Below are 25321 nucleotides of genomic sequence, written 5' to 3'. Positions count from 1 at the left end.
TAGTGGCTGTCGACTCGCGGTCAAGCGCGAGTCCCAGCGGAGTCCTGTCCGATCACTGCCGGTTCGGCCTCGATCAGAGCAAAGCGCGGGACCGTCTCGCCGTCCAGTTCGACCGTACCGCAGAACATCTCCAGCGGCCGCACCCACAGGCCGAATTCGCCGTAGAGCGCCTGGTAAACCACCAGCCACTCCTCGGTTTCCGAGTGGCGCGCGGTGCCAAATACACGGTACTGCGGCCCCTTGTAGTGACGATAGAGCCCTGGTTGCAGCTGCATGAACACTCCTCCCGAAAAACAAAAACCGGGGCACAGGGCCCCGGTCTTCGCATCTGCGAGCGCTTAGACGCGTTCGAAGATGGTGGTGATGCCCTGGCCGAGACCCACGCACATGGTGGACACGCCCAGAGTACCGCCGTTCTGCTTCATCACGTTCAGCAGGGTGCCGGAGATACGCGCACCGGAGCAGCCGAACGGGTGACCCAGGGCGATGGCGCCGCCGTGCAGGTTGACCTTCTGCTCCATCTTGTCGAGGAGTTTCAGGTCCTTCAGCACCGGCAGAGCCTGAGCGGCGAAGGCTTCGTTCAGCTCGACGAAGTCGATGTCATCCATGCTCAGGCCGGCACGCTTGAGTGCCTTCTGAGTGGACGGCACCGGGCCGTAGCCCATGATCGCCGGATCGACACCGGCCACAGCCATTGCGCGAACCACGGCCATCGGCTGAATGCCCAGGTCCTGGGCGCGCTGGGCGCTCATGACGATCATGCAGGAAGCGCCGTCGGTGATCTGCGAGGAAGTACCCGCAGTCACGGTGCCGCCTTTCGGGTTGAACGCCGGCTTCAGGGCAGCCAGGCTCTCGATGGTGGTCTCGGGACGAATGGTTTCGTCGAAGTCGAACACCTTGAGGAAGCCATTCTCGTCGTAGCCCTGCATCGGGATGATTTCATCCTTGAACTTGCCTTCGACGGTGGCCTTGTGTGCCAGACGGTGAGAACGCTCACCGAAGGCATCCTGCTGCTCGCGGCTGATGCCGTGCATCTTGCCCAGCATTTCGGCGGTCAGGCCCATCATGCCCGAGGCCTTGGCGGCGTACAGGGACAGGTGCGGGTTCGGATCGACGCCGTGCATCATGCCGACATGGCCCATGTGCTCCACACCGCCGACGACGAACACGTCGCCGTTGCCGGTCTGGATCGCCTGCACGGCGGTGTGCAGGGCGCTCATGGAGGAACCACACAGGCGGCTGACGGTCTGGCCGGCGCTGGTGTGCGGGATCTGGGTCATCAGCGACGCCATGCGCGCGATGTTCCAGCCCTGCTCCAGGGTCTGGTTTACGCAGCCCCAGATCACGTCTTCCACTTCGGCCGGGTCCAGCTTGGTGTTGCGCGCCAGGACGCCGCTGATCAGGTGTGCCGACATGGTCTCGGCACGGGTGTTGCGGTGCATGCCGCCCTTGGAACGACCCATCGGGGTACGACCGAAGTCGACAATGACCGCGTCTCTCGGATTCAGGCTCATATTTCTACTCTCGCTCTGTTCGCTGCGCGATTAACCGAAGAACTTCTGGCCCTTGGCGGCCATTTCACGAAGCTTGGCGGTCGGGTGGTACAGGCCGCCCAGGTCGGCATACTTGTCGGCCAGGGCGACGAACTCGGCGACACCGATGGAATCGATGTAACGCAGAGCACCACCGCGGAAGGGAGGGAAGCCGATACCGTAGATCAGGCCCATATCGGCCTCAGCTGCGGTCTCGACGATGCCGTCTTCCAGGCAACGAACGGTTTCCAGGCACAGCGGGATCATCATGAAGTTGATGATGTCTTCGTCGGTCAGCTCGCGCTGCTCCTTGACGATCGACTTCAGCAGCTCGTAAGCGACCGGGTCGGAGACTTTCTTCGGCTTGCCGCGCTTGTCGGTCTCGTAGGCGTAGAAGCCCTTGCCGTTCTTCTGACCCAGGCGATTGGCGTCGTACATCACGTCGACGGCGGTCTTGCCTTCAACAGCCATGCGGTCCGGGAAGCCTTCGGCCATCACGTCACGGCCGTGGTGGCCGGTGTCGATGCCGACGACGTCGGAGAGGTAAGCCGGGCCCATGGGCCAGCCGAACTTCTCCATGACCTTGTCGATGCGCACGAAGTCGACACCGAATTCCAGCAGCTTGGAGAAGCCGCCGAAGTACGGGAACAGTACGCGGTTGACCAAGAAGCCCGGGCAGTCGTTGACCACGATCGGGTTCTTGCCCATCTTCTTGGCGTAAGCCACGGTGGTGGCGACAGCCACGTCGCTGGACTTCTCGCCACGGATCACTTCCACCAGCGGCATCATGTGCACCGGGTTGAAGAAGTGCATGCCGACGAAGTTTTCCGGACGCTTCAGGGCCTTGGCCAGCAGGTTGATCGAGATGGTCGAAGTGTTGGAAGCCAGGATGGCATCTTCACGCACCACGCCTTCCACTTCGGCCAGAACGATCTGCTTGACCTTCGGGTTCTCGACCACGGCTTCGACGACGATGTCGACGTTGCCGAAATCACCGTAGGACATGGTCGGGCGAATGGCGTTGAGGGCTTCGGCCATCTTGGCCGGAGTCATGCGGCCTTTCTCGACGCGCTTGCCGAGCAGCTTGGAGGCCTCGTTCAGACCCATCTGGATACCCTCTTCGCGGATATCCTTCATCAGGATCGGAGTGCCTTTGGAAGCCGACTGGTAGGCGATGCCGCCACCCATGATGCCGGCGCCGAGTACGGCAGCCAGTTTCACGTCGCGAGCGATCTCGTCGTGCTGCTTGGCCTTCTTCTTCAGTTCCTGGTCATTCAGGAACAGACCGACCAGGCTCTCGGCAACCGAGGTCTTGGCCAGTTTGACGAAGCCGGCGGCTTCCACTTCCAGGGCCTTGTCGCGACCGAAGTTGGCGGCTTTCTGGATGGTCTTGATGGCTTCGACAGGAGCCGGGTAGTTCGGGCCGGCTTGACCTGCGACGAAACCTTTGGCGGTTTCGAAGGCCATCATCTGCTCAATGGCGTTGAGCTTGATCTTTTCCAGCTTGGGCTGACGCTTGGCCTTGAAGTCCAGCTCACCGGAGATGGCGCGCTTGATCAGGTCCAGAGCGGCGTCCTTGAGCTTGGCGGGAGCGACGACGGCGTCGACCGCGCCCACTTTCAGCGCGTCGGCGGCCTTGCTTTCCTTACCGGAAGCGATCCACTCGATGGCGTTGTCGGTACCGATCACGCGCGGCAGGCGCACGGTGCCGCCGAAGCCCGGGTAGATGCCCAGTTTGACTTCCGGCAGGCCGATCTTGGCGCTCTCGGAGGCGACACGGTAGTCACCGGCCAGGCACATTTCGAAACCGCCGCCCAGGGCGATGCCGTTGATGGCGATGACGGTCGGAACGGCCAGGTCTTCGAAATCACTGAAGATCTTGTTGGCTTCGAGGTTGCCGGCAACCAGCTCTTCGTCGGGCAGCTTGAAGTTGTCGACGAATTCGGTGATGTCGGCGCCGACGATGAACACGTCTTTGCCGCTGGTGACGATTACGCCCTTGATCGAACCGTCGGCCTTGATGGCGTCGACCGACTGGCGCAGCTCGCTCAGGGTCAGACGGTTGAACTTGTTAACGGACTCACCCTTGAGGTCGAAATTCAATTCGACGATGCCGCCCTCAAGAGCCTTAACCGTGATGGCTTTACCTTCGTAAATCATCAACTGATCTCCACGGTATGGAAGCTGAACTGTACACGTCGGAGCTAACCTGCCTGGGGCACCCGCGGCACAGGCCGTCGAGCATAGTCCCAATCGGTGCAGCACACCCACCAACGCGATAATCGGGCTGTAAAGGCGCTGCCACCGAGGGCAGAGCGCTCAATTCATACGCCCGTTTGATTTGGGTGGGCGTACATTCAGTGAAAACCCGGCAATTGTCAATTGCCCGTCGCAGGCGCCCCGAATGGGTGCAACGTCACAGAATGACCGAAGAAGGTACCGCTGCTCAGAAAAGCCGCCGCGACCCAGGCGCCAGAGCGGTTCGTGCGAGCAATCGACCGGTAGAATCAGGCTACCGCCGCCAGCACTTCGGCGACCCGCCGCAGCTCCTCTTCGCCGCCGCGTTCCCCCCAGTACAGCGCCACCATCTGCGGCCCGGCCTCGACCTTGTAGACGTCGGCCGGCAGACCTTGCAGACGCTCGAGCATGACCGCATCGGTGCAGGGCTCGCGCCACTGGTTGCACCATTGCCCCGGTGCAACCTGCCAGTACAGCCAGCTGTCAGCGCGGCCGGCGCGGCGAGCGCGGTGATATTGCGCGCAGCTGCCCGGCGGCGAACCCGTCAGCCAGTGCGGCCAGTCCTGCTGGCTGAGCTGCATGCCCAAACCCAGGCGCCGCGCGGCCAGGCGCAGCTCCATCTGCCCGCGCTGGCGCGGCGAAGGACGCAGCCATACCAGCGGACTGAGCGCCGCACCAACGAGTAAAAGCACGATCCACCAGGTCATATCTGTCACTTGCAAGGAAAGCCTGTGTTATGAAGTGAGCGAAGCCATACTGCAAGCATGACCACTCAGTGGAGGAGACTCAGATGCCCTACCAGCACATCCTGATCGCCGTCGACCTGACCGAGGAATGCCATCCGGTAGCCGAACGGGCCTTGGCCATCGCCGCCGGTGGCGCAGCCGGGGTCTCCCTGGTCCATGTCGTCGAGCCGATGGCCATGGCCTTCGGCGGAGACGTGCCGATGGACCTGTCGATGCTCCAGCAGCAGCAGTTCGACCAGGCCCGCGAACGCCTGCAGAGCTTCGCCGGCCGCTACCCGCAACTGGGAGAAGAACAGCGCCACCTGACCTATGGCCAGCCACGCCAGGAGATTCACCGCCTGGCCGAGGAACAGGGTTGCGATCTGATCGTGGTCGGCAGCCATGGCCGCCATGGCCTGGCCCTGCTGCTCGGCTCCACCGCCAATGACGTGCTGCACGGAGCGCCGTGCGACGTCCTGGCGGTGCGCCTGAAGAAACCCAAGGAGTAAGCCGAGGGTCCGGCGACGGGCCCCGTCACTTATTCCTGGCCGTCGCCCGCGCTCATCACCAGCGGGCGAATCTTCTGCAGCTGGGTCTCCATGGACACGGTCAAGCTCGACGACATGGAGAAGAAGGTAAGGAAGGCCTTGAGGTTGGAATCACCCTCGCAGACGTCGAGGATGCGCTGCCAGAACGCCTGATTGACCAGCTGCAGCTGCTGGAACTGCTTGACCAGCCCTTTCAGCTCCCAGTCCGGGCGGCGTCCTTCGCGGAAGTTGAAGTACTGCCGGGTCAGGTACAGCGAAATGGTGCGCAGGATGAACTCCTGGCTGCTGGCGAACGGCAGGTGGTTTTGTGCCATCGGCTTCAGCCGGCCGAGCACCGGGCACGCGCTGGTGGCCATGATTACGCCGAGCAGCGAACGCAGGCCCTCTTCCAGGCCGACCTGCTTGTTGTACTCGCGCTCGGGGGTACGCACCCACACCTGCGCCTTCTTGACCGCCGGCAGGCCCTGGAAGTCCTCGATCACCTTGTGCAGGTCGACCGCCGCCGGGCAGCGGCTGAATTCGTCTTTCTTCAGTGGGCAATTGCTGCACTGATTGTGTTCGAGGCGCGTCCACTTCGGCGTCGCCTCGGCACCCTGGGGATCGTACTGACGGTCCAGCTCTATCCTGTAGCTGAACTGATGGTTGTCATCCAGGGTGATGCGGTACTCAATCGCCATGCATGTCTCCGACAGGCTTCTCAGGCTTCCAGTTCGGCCCAACGCTCCAGCAGTTGGTCCAGTTCTTCTTGTAGGCGTTGCAGACGTTCCAGGGCGGCGCCGGTAATGGCCGGGGCCTGCTGGTAGAAGGCCGGATCGGCGATCTGCGCCTGCAGTTGTGCCAGCTGGACCTCCAGGGCGTCGATCTGCCCGGGGATGGCTTCCAGCTCACGCTGCAGCTTGTAGCTGAGCTTCTTCGCGGCGGCCGGAGCCGCCTCTTTCACTGTCTCTTTCACCGGCGCAGCGGGTGCCACTGCGCTCAGCTCCGCTTTACCCGACTTGCTCTCGCCAACGCCCAGCAGGCGTGGCGAGCCGCCCTGGCGCAACCAGTCCTGATAGCCGCCGACGTATTCGCGCACTTTGCCCTCGCCCTCGAAGACCAGCGTGCTGGTCACCACGTTGTCGAGGAAGGCCCGGTCGTGGCTGACCATCAGCACGGTGCCGGGGAAATTCAGCAGGACCTCTTCGAGCAGCTCGAGGGTTTCCACGTCCAGGTCGTTGGTCGGTTCGTCCAGCACCAGCAGGTTGGCCGGCTTGCTGAACAGCTTAGCCAGCAGCAGGCGCGCCCTCTCCCCGCCGGACAATGCCTTGACCGGCGTGCGGGCACGCTGCGGACTGAACAGGAAATCCCCGAGATAGCTCAGCACGTGACGGCTCTGGCCATCGATGGTGATGAAGTCGCGCCCCTCTGCGACGTTGTCGATTACCGTCTTTTCCGGTTCCAGCTGATGACGCAGCTGATCGAAATACGCCACTTCCAACTTGGTCCCTGCCACTATCGTGCCACTATTTGGCTGCAGATCGCCAAGCAGCAGTTTGAGCAGGGTGGTCTTGCCGGTGCCATTGGCCCCGAGCAGGCCGATGCGGTCGCCGCGTTGCAGCACCAGCGAGCAGTCGCTGATCAGCGCAGGTCCCCCTGCGTGCGCAAAACTGACATTTTCCGCCACTATCACCTGCTTGCCGGATTTCTCCGCCGCATCCAGCTGGATGCTCGCCTTGCCCTGGCGCTCGCGACGCTCGCTGCGCTCCTGGCGCATGGCCTTGAGTGCGCGCACGCGGCCTTCGTTGCGGGTGCGACGGGCCTTGATGCCCTGGCGAATCCACACTTCTTCCTGGGCCAGGCGCTTGTCGAACAACGCGTTGGCCGTCTCCTCGGCGGCCAGTTGCTGCTCCTTGTGCACCAGGAAGCTGGCGTAGTCGCCGTTCCAGTCGATCAGCCCACCGCGGTCCAGTTCGAGGATGCGGGTGGCCAGGTTCTGCAGGAAGGAGCGGTCGTGGGTGATGAACAGCACGGCGCCGCCGAAGTCCTTCAGCGCCTCTTCCAGCCAGGCGATGGCGCCAATGTCCAGGTGGTTGGTCGGTTCGTCGAGCAGCAGCAGGTCCGGCTCGGAGACCAGTGCCTGGGCCAGCAGCACACGGCGGCGCCAGCCACCGGACAGCTCGGCCAGGGTCTTGTCGGCCGGCAGCTGCAGGCGGCTCAGGGTGCTGTCGACCAGCTGCTGCAGGCGCCAGCCATCCTTCGATTCCAGCTCCTGCTGCACGTGCATCAGCTGGTTGAGGTCTTCGTCGTTCTGGATGTTCTGGCTCAGGTGGTGATAGCGGGCGAGCAGCTCGCCCACGCCGGCCAGACCCTCGGCGACCACGTCGAACACGGTCCGCTCGTCGGCACGCGGCAGCTCCTGTGGCAGCTCGCCGATCTTCAGCGCCGGCGCGCGCCAGATCTCGCCGTCATCGGGCATCTGGTCACCCTTGACCAGGCGCAACATGCTCGACTTGCCGGTGCCGTTGCGGCCGATGATGCACACCCGCTCCCCCCGGGCGATCTGCCAGGACACATTGTCCAGCAGGGGCATGGCGCCGTAGGCCAGGGAAACGTCGGAAAACTTGAGCAGGGTCATGACTACTACCTTGGAAAACAGGCGCGCATTCTAACCGAGTTGAGCTGGCCCAATGCTGGCGCGTTTGTCGCAGGCGACCCGGCATTCTCGTGCCACGCGCAACAGGCTAAGCTAGGCGCATTTTTGGAAGCACCCCGCTCCATTTCGTTCCCTTTGCCCGGATGTGTCATGCGCCGCCCTCTGTTCTGCCTGCTTTCCGCGATCCTCTCCTGCACCCTCGGCCTGTCCAGCGTCCAGGCCGCTAGCCTGGCCCAGCAGCGGCAGATGTATGACGAAGCCAAACGCGCCCTGGCCAAGGGCGACAAGGGCCCTTACCAGCGCTATGCCAACGCCCTGCGCGACTACCCGCTGACGCCCTACCTGGCCTATGACGAGCTGACCGCCCGCCTGAAATGGGCCAGCAACGACGAGATCGAAGCCTTCCTCACCGAGCACGGCGACCTGCCCCAGGCCGGCTGGATGAAGCTGCGCTGGCTGCGCTGGCTGACCGAGCGCGGCGAGTGGCAGACCTTCGCCAACCATTACGATCCCAAGCTCAACTTCACCGAACTGGACTGCCTCTACGGCCAATACCTGTACAAGCAGGGCATGAAGGCCGAGGCGCGCGTCGCCGCTGAGAAACTGTGGCTGATGGGCAAGTCCCAGCCCGAGGCCTGCGACACCCTGTTCGGCCTGTGGCGCGCCGATGGCCAGCTCACCGAGGAGAATCGCTGGAAGCGCGCCAAGCTGGCCGCCGAGGCTCGTAACTATGGCCTGGCCAGCTACCTGGTGAAGGGCCTGCCGACCTACGGCAAGCAGGGTCAGCTGATGATCGAAGCGGCGCAGAAGCCGCAGATGATGAGCCAGACCGCGCGTTTCACCCCCGCCGACCGTCACATGGCCGACGCCGCCGGCCTCGGCCTGCGCCGCCTGGCCCGCCAGGACCCAGAAAAGGCCCTGAGCCTGCTCGAGGTCTACGCCGGCAAGCTGCCCTTCTCCGCCGAGGAGAAGGTTGCCATCGCCCGCGAGATCGGCCTGACCCTGGCCAAGCGCTTCGACGTGCGCGCCCTGCAGGTCATGGCCCAGTACGACCCGGAGCTGCGCGACAACACCGTGTCCGAATGGCGCGCCCGTCTGCTGCTGCGCCATGGCCGCTGGGACGAGGCCTACCAGTTGACCAGCCGCCTGCCGGCGGACCTGGCCACCACCAGCCGCTGGCGCTACTGGCACGCCCGCAGCCTGCAGCTGGCCCAACCCCAGGACCAGCAGGCCCTCGCCCTGTATCAGCCGCTGGCCAAGGAGCGCGACTTCTACGGTTTCCTCGCCGCCGACCGCATCCAGGCGCCCTACAGCCTGAACAACCGGCCGATGGCCCTCGACCCGCAACTGGTGCAGAAGGTCCGCAACACCGCCGGCATCCGCCGCGCCCTGGAATTCCACGACCGCGGGCAGATCGTCGACGGCCGCCGTGAGTGGTACCACGTCAGCCGCCTGTTCAGCCGCGAGGAGCTGGTGGCCCAGGCCAAGCTGGCCTACGACAAGCAGTGGTACTTCCCGGCCATCCGCACCATCAGCCAGGCCAAGTATTGGGACGACCTGGATATCCGCTTCCCCATGGCGCACAAGAGCAGCCTGACCCAGCAGGCCAAGCTGCGCGGCCTGCATTCCAGCTGGGTGTTCGCCATCACCCGCCAGGAAAGCGCGTTCATGGCCGACGCCCGCTCGCCGGTCGGCGCCATGGGCCTGATGCAGCTGATGCCGGGCACCGCCAAGGAAACCGCGCGCAAGTTCGGCATCCCCCTGGGCAACCCGCAGCAGGCCTTGGTGCCGGAGAAGAACATCCAGCTCGGCGCCGCCTACCTGAGCCAGGTGCACGGCCAGTTCAACGGCAACCGCGTGCTCGCCTCCGCCGCCTACAACGCCGGCCCGGGGCGCGTGCGCCAGTGGCTGAAGGGCGCCGACCACCTGGCCTTCGACGTGTGGGTGGAGAACATCCCGTTCGACGAGACCCGCCAGTACGTGCAGAACGTGCTGTCCTACTCGGTGATCTACGGCCAGAAACTCGGAGCTCCGCAGCCGCTGGTGGACTGGCATGAGCGATTCTTCGACGATCAGTGAGAACCAGTCCACGAGCACGCTGCGCGTCGGAAAAACTGCGTTGGGAGCAGCTTCGGAATGCTCATTGACCATCAGTCAACTCCGCTTCCTCAGCTCCTCCCGCCTGGTTTTTCTCTAGCTCGCTAGCTCGTGAACAGGTTCGAACAAAAAAAGGGCGCCCACAGGCGCCCTTCTCGTTTCTGCTACAGCCCTACTCCAGCACTTCCACCGGCATACCCACGCGCAGCTCACCCACGCCGCGCGGCAACAGGTTCTGCCCGAAGTACACCTCGCCATTGCGCTCGCGGTAGGTCTTCAGGGTGGTCAGCGGCTCGCGGTCGGCGTTGCGCTCGCCGGTCTGCGGGTCGATGGTGGTGAGGATGCAACGACTGCAGCCCTTGGCCACCTCGAACTCCAGCTCGCCGATGCGAATGCGCTTCCAGCCGTCCTCGGCGTAGGCCGCGCTGCCCTCGACCACCAGGTTGGGACGAAAACGCAGCATCTCCAACGGCCGACCGACCCGCGCGGACAGGTCCTCCAGCGACGCCTGGCCAATCAGCAGCAAGGGGAAACCGTCGGAGAACGCCACCTTGTCGCCAGGCTGGGCGTAGCCGGTGTCGACCTGCCGGGCCCGCGCCTCGGGCACCTGCACCAGGCGGCAGGGCCGGCCGATAAAGGCGCTCAGCCATTCGGCCGCGGCATCGCCGGCATCCGGCACGCGCAGGCTGTCGCACCACACGGTCACCCCGCGCAGATCCCGGTCCGCCTCCGGCAGCGCCACCTCGAGGCTACCGAAGCCAGGCGCACTCAGGCTCAAGCCACCAGCCTCGCTGTACAGCGCGCTGAGCTGGCTCATCTGCGGCAACAGGCGCTGGGTGAGGAAGCGCCCGCTCTCCGGCTCCACCAGCATCCAGCGCCGGTCGCCGCGCAGGCCCAGGGCCTCCAGCGGCGAACTGCTCAGGCTTTCACCACGGGCGGATTTGAGTGGGTAGCGATAGAGGGCGGACAGCTGCATGAAAGCCTCGCGTAGGAAGAAAGGATTAATCGCGCGTTCAACCGAAGGAGCGATGTGCTCGGCGTCACACTATTTGCAACCATGCCCGCGCGAGTTCAAGCCACATAAAACCAATAACAGTGCTGCAGGTGTACTCATGCCCGCCCATCAGATTGCTGCCATCCCGGCCGAGCCGGCCCGTTCAACCCTTCCCGGTGCCTACCCGCTGCTGGTGTTCTGCCAGCTGTTCCTGATCGCCGCGGTGCTGACCCAGGCGGACAACGGCCTGCGCCTGGTCGCGCTGGCCATGGCCCTGCCGATCTTCATCCTCGGCTGGCGCCTGCACAAGGCGCAACGAGTGAACATACTGAGCGAGCGCCTTGCCGCAATCAATGGCAGCCTGATCGACCTCACCGGCCATGCCACTGCGGAGTCGCCGGACGGCAGCGCACAGGTCCTGCAGAGCCTGACCGGACGCCTGCGCGACAACATCGCGCGCCTGCAGCAAAACAGCCTGCAGGTCGCCGCCACGTCGGCCGGCAGCCGCCTGCAATCGGAACGCGCGGCGCAGGATGCGCACCAGCAACAGAATCTTTCCGAGCTGATCTTCCAGGCCAGCGAGCAGACCACCGGCGCCCTGCAGGACATTTCCGCGCGCACCGGCGGCATCACCGAGATGAACAGCCGCAACCTGGACCTGGCGCGCCAGTCGCAAGGCCAGCTCGGCGACGCCTGCCGGCACATGCAGGCGATCAGCCAGACCATGGACGGCTTCCAGCACAACATCGCGGCGCTGGAGAACACCTCCACACGGGTGCGGGAAATCCTCACCACGGTGCAGGACTTCTCCGCACAGACCAACATGCTAGCTCTCAACGCCGCCATCGAGGCGGCGCGGGCCGGCGAACAGGGCCGCGGCTTCGCCGTGGTCGCCGACGAGGTGCGCAATCTCTCGCTCAAGGTCGGCAGCGCGGCCCAGCAGATCGGGCAACTGATGGAGCAGATGGCCAGCGCCATGTCCGGTGCCGAACGCCAGACCCGCGACATGCATGAACAGAGCACCACGGCGGGCGCGGCGGTCGGCGTCGCGGCCGACCAGTTCGCGACCATGGTCGAGGACTTCCAGCGCGCCAACGACGATCTGCTGATGGTCAGCAGCGCCCTCGAAGAGCTGACCGCGACCAATGCCGAGACCCACCAGCACAGCAGCCGCATTCGCGACCTCAGCCTGACCATCAGCGCCTGCATGCAGCAGAGCTTCACCCAGGCCGACCGCACCCGCGACAGCGCCAATTTGCTGTTACAGGAACTCAGTGGCTTCCGCCTGGGCCACGGCCGCCTGGAGGCGATCGTCGACATGCTCATGCTGCGCCGCGCCGATATCGAGGCTCGGCTGGACGCGCTGCAGGCCTCCGGCGTCGACCTGTTCGATCACAACTACAAGGCGATCGCCAACAGCAACCCGCCCAAGCACAACGTGAGCTGGGCGGAGCCCTATCGCCGGCAGATCCAGCCGCTGCTGGACCAGTGGGATACCGGCGGCAAGGATGGCGTGCTGTATATCGCGCCGGTCAACGACCGCGGCTACCTGGCCGCCGCACGCAGCGCGGCCTCGCAGGAGCCCTGCGGCGATCCGGCCATCGATGCGGCGAAGAGCACGCACCTGCGCTTCTTCGGCTCGGCGGTGGAGCACGAGAACATGCGCAAGTGCAGCCATGTGAGCATGGGAACCTTCGTCCTGCCGGGCACCACGACGGTGATCTTCGTGATGTACGTGCCGCTCATGGTCGGCGGGCGCCGCTGGGGCACCATGAGCGCAGGCGTGTTGCCGGCGGCGATTGGCGTGTGAAGGAGAGGCAGGGCGCCGAGCGCGCCCTGCCGGAACGCGTCAGGCGTCGAGTTCGAGACGCTGACGGATCACGTCGACCAGCTTGTCCGGCTGGAACTTGGAGAGGAAGTTGTCGCAGCCGACCTTCTTCACCATCGCCTCGTTGAAGCTGCCGGACAACGAGGTGTGCAGCACCACGTAGAGATCCTTGAGGCGCGGGTCGTTGCGGATCTCGGTGGTCAGGCGGTAGCCGTCCATCTCCGGCATTTCGGCGTCGGTGAAGATCATCAGCAGCTTGTCGGTCATCACCTCGCCGCTGTCCGCCCACTTCTTCAGCTGCTGCAGGCCCTTGAGACCGTCGCTGGCGCTGTGGGTCTTGATGCCCAGCTGCGACAGGGTCTCGCGCAACTGGTTGAGGGCCACGCTGGAGTCGTCCACCAGCAGCACCTCGCGGCCAACGGCCTTGGCTAGCAGCGGGTCGGCCAGCTTCTCGTCGGAGACCTTGGTGCTCATCGGCGCAATTTCCGCCAGCACCTTTTCCACGTCGATGATCTCGACGATCTGGTCGTCCACCTTGGTGATCGCCGTCAGGTAGTGCTGGCGCCCTGCCCCGCCCGGCGGCGGCAGGATGGATTCCCAGTTGAGGTTGAGGATGCGGTCCACGCCACCGACCAGGAAGGCCTGCACCGAGCGGTTGTACTCGGTGACGATGATGGTGCTGTTCTCGCTCGGCGTGATCGGACGCATGCCGATGGCCTGGGACAGGTCGATCACCGGCAGGGTCTGACCACGCAGGTTGACCACTCCGCAGACGTAGGGGTGGCGGTGCGGCATCAGGGTCAGCTTGGGCAGCTGCAGGACTTCCTGCACCTTGAACACGTTGATCGCGAACAACTGGCGGCCGGCCAGGCGGAACATAAGGATTTCCAGACGGTTCTCGCCCACCAGTTGGGTGCGTTGATCCACTGTATCGAGAATGCCGGCCATGTGATGTTCCTCAAGTGCTTGAATCGAGTCTAGCTTCTATCGGCCGATTGCACGGGAACTGCAGGGTATGGCCTGACGCCATCATGCCGCAGGGCACCGCTCGGGCGCCAGCACGCCTCAGCCGAGCAGCGGCGAGATGTTCGGCAGGTGCAGGCGCAGCGCCCCGGTGCGCGCGGCAAAACGCAGGCGATGACTCTCCAGCGGCTCGCCGTCCAGGTTGATGTCCAGCCCCTCCGGCGCCTCGACTTCCAGCCATGGCAGGCGCGCGCTGATCGACACCGACTCGAGGCCGAGGATGCCGCCGGACAGCAGCGTGCCCAGGGTACCGACCACGTCCTGCGGCGCCGGCACGATGCAGATATCCAGCAGGCCATCGTCGATACGCGCCTGCGGGCACATCACATGACCACCGCCGGCCTGGCGCCCGTTGCCGATGCCGAGGGCGAGGAAATCCCCTTCCCAGGTGAAGCCCGGTCCGCTGAAGCGGCCGAAGGCGGCATGCACCTCGGGAAAACGCGTCAGCCCGGTGAGGAAATAGGCGGCGCCGCCGAGCATCTTCTTCAGCTCTTCCGAGGTATTGGCGGTGACCTTGGAACCGAAACCACCGGTGGCCATGTTGAGGAACAGCTGGCCGTCCACCTCGCCCAGGTCGATCGAGCGCGGCTCGAACTCCAGCAGGGACAGGGCCTCCGCCGGCGGCAGCGGAATCCCGGCGGCGCGGCAGAAGTCATTGGCGGTACCCAGCGGCAGCAAGGCCAGGGAAGCGTCGCTGCCCGCCAGCGCCATGGCCTCGGCCACCTCGCGCAGGGTGCCGTCGCCGCCACCGGCGATCAGAGTCGGATAGCCGGCGGCCAGCGCCTCATCCACCAGCCGGGCGGCATCGCCGCCCTCCCAGGTCAGGCGCACGGCCAGCTCCCAGCCATTCTCGCGCAGCGCCATCACCGCGGCCCGCACTTCCTCGTTCTGCGCCTGCTTGCCATGCAGGATCAGCAGTGCCTTGCGCTCGCTCATGCTACGCCCCCTCTCCCTTGTGGTTCGTCCGAGTACAGCAGACCGCGGCGTAGAGGGGAAAGTGCCGACTACCGTTGCGCTTGGACGCGCTAAGCGGGATACCCAGTGATCTCGCGGATGCTGCCGTAGAGCGGCTTGAGCTGCTTGTACATGCGCAGGTAGACCTCGCGGTACAGCCGTTCGTAGACCGCCACCGCCTGCGGATTGGGCTGGAATACCTTGCCGACGCGGGTCATGGCGGCGATGGCCGTGGGGAAGTCCGGGTGCAGGCCGAGGCCGACGGCGCAGTCGATGGCCGCGCCCAGGCCGGAGGTCTCGTACAGGTGCGGGCGCTCGGCCGGCAGGTTGAAGATGTCGGCGGTCAGCTGCATGGCCGCATCGCTCTGCGAGCCGCCGCCGGAGATGCGCAGGCGTTCGATACGCGTGCCGGAGCGCTTCTCGATGCGTTCGCGGCCTTGACGCAGGGCGTAGGCCAGGCCTTCGAGGATCGCCCGATACAGGTGCGCACGGGTGTGCACGTCGCCGAAGCCGATGATCGAGCCCTTGGCTTCCAGCCCCGGCTCGCGGATGCCCGGCGACCAGAACGGTTGCAGGGTCAAGCCCATGGAGCCCGGCGGCACGCTGTTGACCAGCTCGTCGAACAGGGTCTCGGCCTCCACGCCCAGCTCCAGGCCGCGCTGGCGCTCGGCATGGCCGAACTGTTCCTTGAACCAGCTGACCATCCAGAAGCCGCGGAAGATCATGACCTCGGTGTTGAAATGGTCGGGAATCGCCGCCGGGTACGGCGGGATCAGCGGGATGGTCTCCAGGTACTTGGCGCGGGTGGTGTTGATCGTCGCCGTGGTGCCGTAGGACAGGCACGCTGTGCTCGGTTCCACACCGCCGGCGCCGATCACCTCGCAGGCCTTGTCCGAGGCCGCGGCGATCAGCGGCAGCCCTTCAGGAATGCCGGTGTGGGCACTGGCCGCGGCGGTGATGCTGCCGATGCGCTCGCCCGGCTTGACCAGCTCCGGCAGCATGTCCGGGCGCACCGGGATGGCCTGCCACTTCCAGTCGCTGGGCTTGGCCCAGCACAGGCGCTTGTAGTCGAACGGCAGATAGGCCACGCAGCTGCCCACAGAATCGACGAAGCGACCGCTCAGGCGGTGGCTGAGAAAGCCCGAGAGCAGCAGGAACTTGTGCGTGCGGGCCCAGATCTCCGGCTGCTGCTGGGCGACCCAGTTGGCCTCGGCCTGGGCGCGGAAATAGTCCACCGTCGCCTCTTCGCGGATCAGCTTGAACAGCCAGCCCCAGGGGCCGGTGATGCTGCCTGCCACCTCGGCGCGGCGCTGGTCCAGCCAGAGAATGGCCGGGCGCAGCGGCTTGCCGGCCTCGTCCACGTTGATCAGGGTGCCGCGCTGGGTGGTGACCGAAACGCCGGCGATCTGGCTTCTGTCGATTTCGACGCTGGCCCACAGCCGGCGGCAGGCCTCGCCCAGGCTGGCCCAGTAGTACTCCGGGTCCTGCTCGGCCCAGCCGGGGTGCTCGGAATAGTAGGGCTCGAGCTCCACCTTGCCCTTGCCGATCAGGTTACCGGCCAGGTCGAAGAGCAGCGCGCGCACGCTTTGGGTGCCGTTGTCGATGGCCAGCAGGTAGCGTTGTTCGGTCACGTCGGTTTCCAGGCAGTTCAGGGCAGGCCGTAGCAGCTACGCCACAGCTCAAGATAGCGTTGTTGTTCTTGTTCCCAGCATGCATCGCTCCAGCCCAGGCGCGGCTGGCACAGCGCGCGGATGCGCGGCAGCTCGCCCTCGGCACCGCCCGCCAGCAGCAGGCCGATACGGGTGCGGCGCAGCAGCAGGTCGTCCAGGTGCAGCACCAGCTCCTCGTCGCAGGCCAGGGCCAGCTCGGCCCACAGCGTGTTGCTGGCGCCGATGCAGGCGCTACCGAGCTCCTCGATCAGCCGTGCCAGACGCGGCAGTGCCGCACCATGGCGACCGGCCAGGCGGCGCTGCTGGGCCATACCCAGGCCGGGCAGCGTCTGCGGCTCGGCGCTACGGAACACCTGCTGACCGGCATCCGTCACCTCGCGACCGACCATGGGCGCACAGGCGCGCAGCACTTCCAGGGCTAATAAACGGAAAGTAGTCAGCTTGCCGCCAGCCAGGGTCACGCAGCCGGGCTCGCTCCACAGCGCGTGCTCGCGCTTCTCGTCCGAGGGCTTGCGCCCGGCGCTCTGCCCTGCGCTGACCACCGGGCGCACGCCGGCCCAGGTGGACAGCACATCGGCACGCCCGATGCCGACATGTGGGAATACGCTGGCGCAGGCCGCCAGCAGGTAATCCACCTCCTCGGCGCTGATGCGTGCGTCCTGGCCCAGCGACTCGCCGTGATCCAGATCGGTGGTGCCGACCACCGTGGATCCTTCCCAGGGAAACACGAAGACGGGCCTGCCATCATCCGAGTGCATAAAGCTGATGGCCTGGGCCACCGGCAGGCGCCAGGCCGGCAGCAGCAGATGGCTGCCGCGCAGCGGGCGGATATGTTCCAGGCCGCTCTTCTGCCGCAGCTCGTCAGCCCAGGCGCCGGTGGCCTGGGCCACGGCGCGGGCGCGGAAGGCTAGGCGCTGGCCGCTCTCCACGTCCTCGGCGACCAGCCCGACCACCCGGCCGTTGTCACGGCTCAGCTCGACCACGCGCAGGCCATTGAGCGCCTCGCCGCCGTCGGCGCGCGCCTCGCCCAGCACGCGCATAACCAGCCGCGCATCGTCGGTAACCGCATCGGTGAAGCGGGTCGCACCGAGCAGCGTCTGCTCCTGCAGGCCCGGCGCCAGGTAGCGCAGCTCGGCCAGCGGGTGATAGCGATGCAGGCGCTGGCCGGCCAGGGCGTCGTACACACCGAGCAGGCCGCCAAACACCTTGGGGCCGGGGAAGCGGCCACGGTAATGCGGGAACAGGAACGGCAGCGGGTCGACTAAGCCCGGCGCCTCGCCGATCAGGCGCTGGCGCTCGCGCACCGAGTCGCGGGTCAGGCCCAGCTGGCCCTTGGCGATATAACGCAGGCCGCCGTGGACCATCTTTGACGAACGACTGGAGGTGCCCCAGGCGAAGTCGCGCTGCTCCAGCAGCAGGCAGCTCCAGCCGCGCCGCGCCGCCTCGCGCAGGATGCCGGCGCCGGTGATGCCGCCGCCGATAACTATCAGGTCCCAGTCGCGCGCCGCCAGTTCCGGCAGCGCGGTTTCACGCCAGGTGGCGTTCCAGCTCATTTCAGTCTTCCAGCAGTACGCCGGGGGCCAGGCGCTGCTCCGGATCGAAGTGCTGGGCCATGGCCTTGAGCGCCGCCATGCCCAGCTCGCCCTTCTCCGCCACCAGATACGGCGCGTGGTCGCGACCGACGCCATGCTGGTGGCTGATGGTGCCGCGGTTGCCGGCGATGGCCTGGCAGGCCGCGTGCTTGAGCGTGCTCCAGCGCGCCAGGGTTTGCTCGTAACTGCTGCCCGGACGGAACACGTAAGTGGTGTAGATGCTCGAACCCTCGCCATAGACGTGGGACAGGTGAGTGAACACGTGGACCTGCTCGCCCTCGTCCGTCAGGCCCTGGCGCAGGCTGGCCTCGACCTTGTTCAGCAGATTGTCGACGTTGCTCCAGTCGGTCGCCGTCTCCAGGGTGTCCACCGCGTAGCCGGCCTCCCACAGGCCGTGGCGTAGGTAGGGGAAGCGGAAGCGGTTTTCCGCCCATTTCTTGCCCAGCAAGGTGCCGGTGAACACGCCGCCCTCGGCACGCAGGATGCGCTTGGCCTGTTTGACCGACAGGGCGTTCTGCGCCCGATTGCCGGTGACGCCGAAGGTCAGCATGCACTTGCCCGCGCGGGCGCCACGCAAGGCCAGGTATTTCTCAAGCCAGGCGATCTGCTCCGGATGGCCGGCCAGGGCCAGTTGGGTCTCGGTCTCGATGGCGTTGGACAGGCGCAGCATCGACAGCGGCACGCGCGCCTGGGCCAGGGCGCGGATGCCAGCCAGGGCCTGCTGCCAGCTGGGCAGGAATACGGCGAAGAACTTCTCCTGCTCGGCCAGCCTGGTCACGCGCACGCGCACTTCGGAGATCACCCCGAAGCGGCCTTCGCTGCCGAGGATCAGCTCGCGCAGGTCCGGCCCGGCGGCCGAGGCCGGGAAAGTCGGAATCTCCAGGGTGCCGGCCAAGGTCTCGACCTTGCCGCCGGCGAACAGCTGCTCGATACGCCCGTAGCGCAGCGACTGCTGGCCGCTGGAGCGACTGGCGACCCAGCCGCCGAGGGTGGACAGCTCCCAAGACTGCGGGAAGTGACCGAGGGTGTAGCCGCGAGCGCGCAGCTGCGCCTCCACCTGCGGGCCGCTGGCGCCAGGGCCGAAGGTGGCAATCTGGCTCTGCTCGTCGAGGTCGAGCAGCTGGGTCATGCGCTCCAGCGACAGGGTCAGCACCGGCTTGGCCGACTCGACCGGGTTGATGTGGCCGGCCACCGAGGTGCCACCGCCGTAGGGGATGACGATGACGTCCTGCTCCCTGGCCCAGGCCAGCAGCTCGCGGATTTGCGCGGCGGTCTCCGGCAGGGCCACACCATCGGGGAACACACCGAAATCGCCGGAGCGCATGGCCAGCCAGTCCGGCAGGCTCTGGCCGCGGGCATGGCGCACGCGCATCTCCGCATCAATGCTGACCAGCGGATGACGGGTAGCCAGACGCGACTGCGGCACGCGGGCCAGCACCTGCTCCAGGCTGGCGTCCGCCAGGCGCTGGCCGGCGCCGACACGCTCGGCAAGGAAGGCGCCGCCATGGGCCGGCAGTTCAACCTGGGTGGCTTCGTCGCCCCATCCGTTCCAACGTCGCATCCGTCCTTTCCTCACAGTTCCGCTGATGATCGATGGCTGCCTATACTAGCCAGCCGCCCGCTGCGGTCACTGTCAAATCGGGACAGCGGCTGTCGCCAATCAAGACAAGCAGAACAACAAGAATCGACCATGCTGACCCTCGGCTATACCTCGGTCCCCGCCCTGCTCAAGTATCTGCGTCACGCCGAACACCTCGGCCTGGACGTGGAGAATGCTCGCGCCGTCGCCGGCATCAGCGCCGAGGACCTGGCGGACAACGGCAAGCGCCTGCCCAGCGAGGTACACGAGCGCCTGCTGGAGCACCTGATGCAGGTTTCCGGCGACCCGCTGTTCGGCCTGCATGCCGCGCGCTACGTGCAACCCGGCTCGTGGAGCGTGCTCGGCTACATCACCATGAACTGCGCCACCCTGGGCGAGGCGATGAGCCGCATCGTGCCCTACGAGAAGCTGGTCGGCGACATGGGCACCAGCCAACTGGAACTGGCCGGCGACCATGTGCGGCTGATCTGGAACTGCCGCCACGAGCACCCGGGCATCCGCCGGCACATGGTGGAGAACGTGCTGGCCTCGTGGATGCTCTACGCGCGCTGGATCGCCGACATGGACCGCTCGCCGCGCGAAGTCTGGTTCGAACATGCGCGGCCTGACGAGGCACCACAGGCGGACTATGAAGAGGTATTCGGCTGCCCGGTGCGGTTCGAGCAGCCGAGCAATGCCCTGCTGGTGCCGCTGGACTACCTGAGCATTCCCCTGCGCCAAGCCGACGCCAACCTGCTGCGCACCCTGGAAGAACACGCGCTGACCATGATGGCCGGGCTGGACGACAACGAGCCGCTGCCGCAACGGGTGAAGAACGCCCTGCGCCTGCTGCTCAAGGACGGCCTGCCGCGCAAGGAAAAGGTCGCCGAGAAATTCCACATGACGGTGCGCACCCTGCAGCGCCACCTGCAGCAGGCCGGCACCAGCTACCAGGAGATCCTCGACCAGCTGCGCCAGGAACTGGCCGAGCACTACCTGCTGCGCAGCGACCTGGCGATCCAGGATATCGCCAGCTACCTGGGCTTCACCGAGTCGCGCTCGTTCCACCGCAGCTTCAAGGCGTGGACCGGGATGACGCCGGGTGAATATCGTCAGAAATATCAAAAGGCCACTACTTTTTAATTGCCTTCAAAAAAACTTCGTGGTCCAATCGACAAAAAACCGGCGATAGCATAATTAAAGCAAAATAACATCGCCAAAAATCTGACAACTCTCAGCAACATTTCATCGGCGGTCCCGACCAAGACCGAACGGGGGAGCTTTTGCGCGCGCATTCCACCGAACGCCAGCCGATCTCTAGACCGAGCTTCGTCCAGTATTTCGTGGCCTTCACTCGCCTTCTTCATGGCTTCACCGCCATATTGCCAGGGCTGGTATTGCTGTGGACGCTGAACGGCAATCCCGAACTGACCAATCACTACGTCACGTTGATGCTGTTCTTCGGACTGATTACCGTGCTGATCTTCCAGGCCGGCGGTGTCTACAACGACGAACTGTTCAGCAACCTGCTGCGCTTTCGCCTGATGTTCTTCAATTGGCTTGCTGCCTTTGCCCTTCTGCTCTTTATGCATCAGGCCCTCAAGCTCTTCGCTCCCATTCCCGTCCGACTGCTGGCGATCTGGTTTGTCGCTGGACTGCTCATGTTTGGCGCAGAACGACTGTTACTACTGGCAATCCTGCGCTCGCTGATGCGCCAAGGGCGACATCTGCAGAATGCGGTGATCCTTGGCGGCACCGACAATGGTGTGCGCGCGGCCGAGTATCTGCGGCGTAACGGTGACATCCGGCTGGGAGTGATTGGCTTCATCGACGATCGGCTGAGCCGAGTCAGCGGCATGCTGGGGGATCTGCCAGTGCTAGGCGACACAGCGGTACTGGAGAAGCTGATCCGCGAGGAGCGCGTCCAGCAGGTTCTGGTGGCACTCCCCTGGACCGCCGAGAACCGTATCGACCATATCGTCAGACACCTGCGCACACTCCCAGTCAATGTATTGCTGGTGCCCGACATGCTCGCCCTGCGGCATGCTCACAACCGCATCACCGAGGTTTCCGGCGTACCGATGTTCAATGCCTCGGAGCTTCCGCTGCGAGGCTGGTCGCCACTGATCAAGCGCATCGAAGACCTGTTCCTCGCCAGCATTGCGTTGGTGTTGCTGGCCCCGGTGATGCTCGGCCTGGCGCTGGCGATCAAGCTGGACTCACCCGGCCCCGTCTTGTTCCGCCAGAAGCGCTACGGCTACAACAATCGACTGATCGAGGTGTACAAGTTTCGCTCCATGTACCACCAGATGGCCGATGCGAATGCTGAACGCCAGACCATACGGGGTGACGCGCGCATAACCCGAGTCGGCAACTTTATTCGCCGCACCAGTCTGGACGAGCTGCCACAGCTGTTTAACGTGTTGCTTGGCAGCATGTCCATGGTTGGTCCGCGGCCGCATGCCACGGCAACCAAGGCAGCCGGCATATTGTTCGAAGAAGCCGTAGAGCAATACAGTGCCCGCCATCGGGTCAAGCCAGGCATCACCGGCTGGGCCCAGGTCAATGGCTATCGGGGCGAGACTGACACACTGGAGAAGATCGAGAAACGCGTCGAGTATGACCTCGAATACATCGAGAACTGGTCCATCTGGTTCGACCTCTACATTATCTTTCGCACCTTGCCCGCCGTGGCTTCCAGTAAAGAGGCCTACTGAATGGGCATCCTGATTCCATGCATCATCGCTGGCGGTGCAGGCACCCGTCTATGGCCCATCTCCCGCGAGGCTCGACCCAAACCATTCATGCGCTTGCCAGATGGCGAAAGCCTCTTGCAGAAAACCTTCCTGCGCGCCGCGCGTTTGCAGGGCGTAGAGCGGCTGATGACGGTGACCAATCGCGAGCTGCTGTTCAGTACCCAGGACGACTATCGCGCGGTCAATACTGGCGCGCTGGCTCTGGACTTTCTGCTCGAACCCTGCGGACGCAATACCGCCCCGGCCATCGCTATCGCCGCTTTGCATGCGCAGAATCAGTATGGCGATGACTGCCAGCTGCTGATCCTGCCAGCCGACCACCTGATTCAGGACGAAACTGCCTTCGCAGGCGCGGTAGCACAGGCCCGCCGTTTGGCCGCTGCAGGCCATCTGGTGACCTTTGGCATCCAGCTAACCCGCGCCGAAACGGGCTACGGCTATATCGAAGCTGGTGCAGCGTTGGGCACAGACGGCCTGCAAGTCGCCCGTTTTGTCGAGAAACCGGACGCCAGCACAGCTCAGCAGTACCTCGATAGCGGCAGGTATCTATGGAATGCCGGCATGTTCTGTTTGCAGGTAGACACCCTGCTGCGCGAGCTAGAACGCTACGCGCCAGATGTGCTGGACATCGCGCGCAGCAGCCTGGATGCCAGCCCACTGCTACAAGGTAGTGGCTGCTTACAACGCGAGCTCCCCCTGGAGCATTTCGGTAAGGCCCCGGATATCTCCATCGATTACGCCTTGATGGAGCGCTCATCGCAGGTCGCCGTAGTGCCCTGCTCACTGGGCTGGAACGACATAGGCTCCTGGCAGACTCTGCGTGAGCTGCTGCCCAGCGACGACGCCGGCAACCAGGTGCGTGGTGAGGCCATTCTGCATGAAGTCAGCAATTGCTATATCGACAGCCCCGACCGCCTGATCGGCGCCGTAGGCGTCCATAACCTGATCGTGGTCGACACTCCGGACGCCCTACTGATCGCCGACGCCGAGCGTAGCCAGGACGTCAAACACATCGCCCTGGAACTCAAGAAGCAAGGTCATGAGACCTATCGCCTGCATCGTACGGTCAACCGCCCGTGGGGGACATACAGCGTCATAGAAGAAGGGCCACGCTTCAAGATCAAGCGCATCGTTGTATGCCCAGGAGCCTCACTGTCTCTGCAGATGCACCATCACCGCAGCGAACATTGGGTGGTGGTCAGTGGCATGGCTCGGGTGATCAATGGCGAGCGCGACTTCCTGCTCGACACCAACGAGTCCACCTTCATTCCCGCCGGACACAGTCATCGTCTGAGCAATCCGGGGGTGATCGACCTGGTGATGATCGAGGTACAGAGCGGCGAGTACCTGGGCGAGGACGACATCGTGCGCTTCGAGGATATCTACGGCCGCACCCCGGAGCCGTCGAACTGATGCGTGTGGCGCTGATCATTCCAACGCGCAATGCCGGTGGTTTTCTCGATCGGCAATTGCCCGCGCTCGCCCGTCAGACCCTACAGCCGGACGAGCTATTGGTAATTGACAGCGCCTCGCAGGACGACACAGTTGCACGCTATCGCGAGTACGGTGCGCGTGTCGAAGTGATCGATCCGGGCAGCTTCAATCATGGCAAGACCCGCCGCTGGGCCAGCCAGCAGGTCGACGCCGACGTCTTGATCTACTTGACCCAAGACGCCATTCCTAGCGACCCCCAGGCACTGGCCAAGCTGCGCGACGAACTGCTGTCGGAAGATGACATCGGCGTCGCCTACGGCCGCCAGCTACCGCACCCGAACGCCGGCTTGCTCGGCGCACAGGCGCGTCGCTTCAACTATCCGGAGCAGGGTCGTACCAAACGCTTGCGCGACGCGGCCGAACTGGGTATCAAGACCTGTTACAGCTCCGACTCCTTCGCCGCCTACAAGCGTACAGCCCTGATGGCTGCCGGAGGCTTCCCCGAGGATGTCATCGGCAGCGAGGATGCCTATGTCGCGGGCAGGCTGCTATTGGCAGGCTACGCCGTGCGCTACGCCGCCAGCGCCTGTGTCGAGCACTCGCACGACTATCGCCTGTTGGAGGAGTTCCGCCGCTACTTCGATATCGGTACCTTCTACGGCCGAGAAAAATGGATCGCCGAGGCCTTTGGCGACGCCGGCGGTGAAGGCAAGCGATACGTACTGGCAGAGTTGGCCGCGCTGCGCCATGCCAATGCCTTGCATCGAATACCGGAAGTGATGCTACGCACCCTGCTCAAGCTACTGGGCTATCGGCTCGGCCATAACGAGCGGTGGCTACCAGTCGCCCTCAAACGCAAAATCAGCATGTTCCCCGCTTACTGGGACTGACGCATGCAGCTCATCGCAAGAGAAACAGCCATGCCCAAACTACTCATTCCTGTCCTGCTGGCATTTAGCCTCGTAGCCTGCAGCACACCGGCTCGCGTGCACTTGCCCGACGATGAAGTACTGAAGCTGCGTCACCAGGAAACCTACCAGCTGGCCGAGCTGCCCCCACCACAGGTACGTATTCAAAGCGGCGATACCTTGCGCATCGTGCGCGATGCTCAGGAGCCCTCGGAAAAGGATGATATGACCCTGTTCGTGGTACGCCCGGACGGCTACTTCTCCATGCCCTTTATCGGCCTGATCAAAGCCGATAGGCGCACACCCGAAGACGTGGCCAAAGAAGTCACTAGCAAGCTGGCAACCATCTACCGCCGCCCCAACGCCACGGTGAATATCGCCATCGCACCGAGCAACAAGGTGTTTGTGGGAGGCGCCGTACCCAACGCCGCCTCATTCGACCTGACCGGACATGCCACCCTGGAGCAGGTGCTGCTGGCCTCTGGCGGCGTGCTGCCATCGGCCGATAGCGACAACATTGCCCTGCTGCGCGCCGGCCCCGATGGCAAGTACAAACTGTATTTCTTCAGCCTGGGCAGCCTGCTACAGGATAAAGAGCGCCCCATGGTCGCCATGCAACGCGGCGACATCATCTATGTACCGCAATCGGGCATCGGTAGCGCCGTCGAGGCCGTCGACATGTATTTCACCCGTCTATTCCCGGTCAACAAGGGCATCGGCGTGGGCTTCAACTACGACCTCAACGATCCCGACGTGAGCAACAGCGGGAACACCTACCAGTGCCAAGGCACCAGCTGTAACTTCTGAGAGC

The 25321-nt window shown here is 64.7% G+C and carries 20 protein-coding genes; 8 read left to right on the top strand and 12 right to left on the bottom strand.

All coding sequences use genetic code 11. The features are described from left to right. Nucleotides 1-20 precede the first annotated feature (20 nt). The 4 genes from FFS62_RS05485 to FFS62_RS05470 form a co-directional block, all read right to left on the bottom strand. Nucleotides 21-275 carry a DUF1653 domain-containing protein gene (locus FFS62_RS05485; RefSeq protein WP_137971784.1) on the bottom strand — a complete coding sequence of 85 codons (255 nt, stop codon included), beginning with the start codon at nt 273-275 and terminating at the stop codon, nt 21-23. A 63-nt stretch (nt 276-338) separates the two neighbouring features. Further along, nucleotides 339-1514, bottom strand: coding sequence for an acetyl-CoA C-acyltransferase FadA (fadA, locus tag FFS62_RS05480; RefSeq protein WP_137971783.1), 1176 nt, complete (start codon nt 1512-1514; stop codon nt 339-341). 30 nt (nt 1515-1544) lie between these two features. Next, nucleotides 1545-3692 carry a fatty acid oxidation complex subunit alpha FadB gene (gene fadB, locus FFS62_RS05475; RefSeq protein WP_137971782.1) on the bottom strand — a complete coding sequence of 716 codons (2148 nt, stop codon included), beginning with the start codon at nt 3690-3692 and terminating at the stop codon, nt 1545-1547. 347 nt (nt 3693-4039) lie between these two features. Further along, a complete protein-coding gene (locus FFS62_RS05470) occupies nt 4040-4477 on the bottom strand; it encodes a hypothetical protein (RefSeq protein WP_137971781.1) in 438 nt (145 codons plus the stop codon). Between the two features lie 83 nt (nt 4478-4560). Between FFS62_RS05470 and FFS62_RS05465 the strand changes: the two genes are divergently transcribed. Next, nucleotides 4561-5004 carry a universal stress protein gene (locus FFS62_RS05465; RefSeq protein WP_137971780.1) on the top strand — a complete coding sequence of 148 codons (444 nt, stop codon included), beginning with the start codon at nt 4561-4563 and terminating at the stop codon, nt 5002-5004. A 29-nt stretch (nt 5005-5033) separates the two neighbouring features. On the opposite strand, the gene FFS62_RS05460 is transcribed toward FFS62_RS05465, so the two are convergent. Both FFS62_RS05460 and FFS62_RS05455 read right to left on the bottom strand, forming a co-directional pair. After that, complete coding sequence (locus tag FFS62_RS05460) at nt 5034-5720, bottom strand: hypothetical protein (RefSeq protein WP_137971779.1); 687 nt, start codon at nt 5718-5720, stop codon at nt 5034-5036. 20 nt (nt 5721-5740) lie between these two features. Continuing rightward, nucleotides 5741-7657 carry an ATP-binding cassette domain-containing protein gene (locus FFS62_RS05455; RefSeq protein ID WP_137971778.1) on the bottom strand — a complete coding sequence of 639 codons (1917 nt, stop codon included), beginning with the start codon at nt 7655-7657 and terminating at the stop codon, nt 5741-5743. A gap of 168 nt (nt 7658-7825) precedes the next feature. Here FFS62_RS05455 and FFS62_RS05450 point away from each other — a divergent pair, with 168 nt between their 5' ends. Continuing rightward, complete coding sequence (locus FFS62_RS05450; RefSeq protein ID WP_137971777.1) at nt 7826-9754, top strand: transglycosylase SLT domain-containing protein; 1929 nt, start codon at nt 7826-7828, stop codon at nt 9752-9754. Between the two features lie 190 nt (nt 9755-9944). Here the strand turns inward: FFS62_RS05450 and FFS62_RS05445 are convergent, their stop codons facing one another. Next, nucleotides 9945-10748 carry an MOSC domain-containing protein gene (locus tag FFS62_RS05445; protein ID WP_137971776.1) on the bottom strand — a complete coding sequence of 268 codons (804 nt, stop codon included), beginning with the start codon at nt 10746-10748 and terminating at the stop codon, nt 9945-9947. On the opposite strand from FFS62_RS05445, the gene FFS62_RS05440 reads away from it, so the two are divergent. Then, the gene (locus FFS62_RS05440; RefSeq protein ID WP_137971775.1) at nt 10747-12576 is read left to right on the top strand and encodes a methyl-accepting chemotaxis protein; all 1830 of its coding nucleotides are present in this window, start codon (nt 10747-10749) and stop codon (nt 12574-12576) included. The genes FFS62_RS05445 and FFS62_RS05440 overlap by 2 nt on opposite strands. Before the next feature lie 39 nt (nt 12577-12615). Here FFS62_RS05440 and FFS62_RS05435 read toward each other — a convergent pair whose 3' ends face one another. The 5 genes from FFS62_RS05435 to FFS62_RS05415 form a co-directional block, all read right to left on the bottom strand. Beyond that, the gene (locus FFS62_RS05435; RefSeq protein WP_137971774.1) at nt 12616-13542 is read right to left on the bottom strand and encodes a chemotaxis protein CheV; all 927 of its coding nucleotides are present in this window, start codon (nt 13540-13542) and stop codon (nt 12616-12618) included. A gap of 117 nt (nt 13543-13659) precedes the next feature. Further along, the gene (yegS, locus tag FFS62_RS05430) at nt 13660-14553 is read right to left on the bottom strand and encodes a lipid kinase YegS (protein ID WP_137971773.1); all 894 of its coding nucleotides are present in this window, start codon (nt 14551-14553) and stop codon (nt 13660-13662) included. 89 nt (nt 14554-14642) lie between these two features. Next, nucleotides 14643-16202 carry an FGGY-family carbohydrate kinase gene (locus FFS62_RS05425; RefSeq protein ID WP_137971772.1) on the bottom strand — a complete coding sequence of 520 codons (1560 nt, stop codon included), beginning with the start codon at nt 16200-16202 and terminating at the stop codon, nt 14643-14645. A gap of 17 nt (nt 16203-16219) precedes the next feature. Next, entirely contained in the window at nt 16220-17794 is a 1575-nt protein-coding gene (locus FFS62_RS05420; protein ID WP_137971771.1) for a glycerol-3-phosphate dehydrogenase/oxidase, read from the bottom strand. Nucleotide 17795: 1 nt separating this feature from the next. Beyond that, nucleotides 17796-19394, bottom strand: a complete 1599-nt coding sequence (locus FFS62_RS05415; protein WP_137971770.1) for an FAD-binding oxidoreductase — start codon at nt 19392-19394, stop codon at nt 17796-17798. Between the two features lie 129 nt (nt 19395-19523). Between FFS62_RS05415 and FFS62_RS05410 the strand changes: the two genes are divergently transcribed. From FFS62_RS05410 to FFS62_RS05390, 5 genes are all read left to right on the top strand, one after another. Beyond that, on the top strand, nt 19524-20555 hold the full coding sequence (locus FFS62_RS05410; protein ID WP_137971769.1) for an AraC family transcriptional regulator: 1032 nt from the start codon (nt 19524-19526) through the stop codon (nt 20553-20555). A 140-nt stretch (nt 20556-20695) separates the two neighbouring features. Continuing rightward, the gene (locus FFS62_RS05405; RefSeq protein WP_137971768.1) at nt 20696-22129 is read left to right on the top strand and encodes an undecaprenyl-phosphate glucose phosphotransferase; all 1434 of its coding nucleotides are present in this window, start codon (nt 20696-20698) and stop codon (nt 22127-22129) included. Further along, nucleotides 22130-23581: a mannose-1-phosphate guanylyltransferase/mannose-6-phosphate isomerase gene (locus FFS62_RS05400; protein WP_137971767.1), complete on the top strand. Its 1452-nt coding sequence runs from the start codon at nt 22130-22132 to the stop codon at nt 23579-23581. Further along, nucleotides 23581-24492 (top strand): glycosyltransferase family 2 protein, encoded by a 912-nt coding sequence (locus FFS62_RS05395; protein WP_137971766.1) that lies wholly within the window; start codon nt 23581-23583, stop codon nt 24490-24492. The genes FFS62_RS05400 and FFS62_RS05395 overlap by 1 nt, the downstream gene beginning before the upstream one ends. Before the next feature lie 30 nt (nt 24493-24522). Beyond that, nucleotides 24523-25317, top strand: a complete 795-nt coding sequence (locus FFS62_RS05390) for a polysaccharide biosynthesis/export family protein (protein WP_137972235.1) — start codon at nt 24523-24525, stop codon at nt 25315-25317. The last annotated feature ends 4 nt before the right edge of the window (nt 25318-25321 follow it).

It is taken from the genome of Pseudomonas sp. F(2018), assembly GCF_005508865.1.
Lineage (GTDB): Bacteria > Pseudomonadota > Gammaproteobacteria > Pseudomonadales > Pseudomonadaceae > Aquipseudomonas.
Note: the sequence above shows the minus strand (reverse complement) of the source record. Positions and strands in the feature narration are given on the sequence as shown.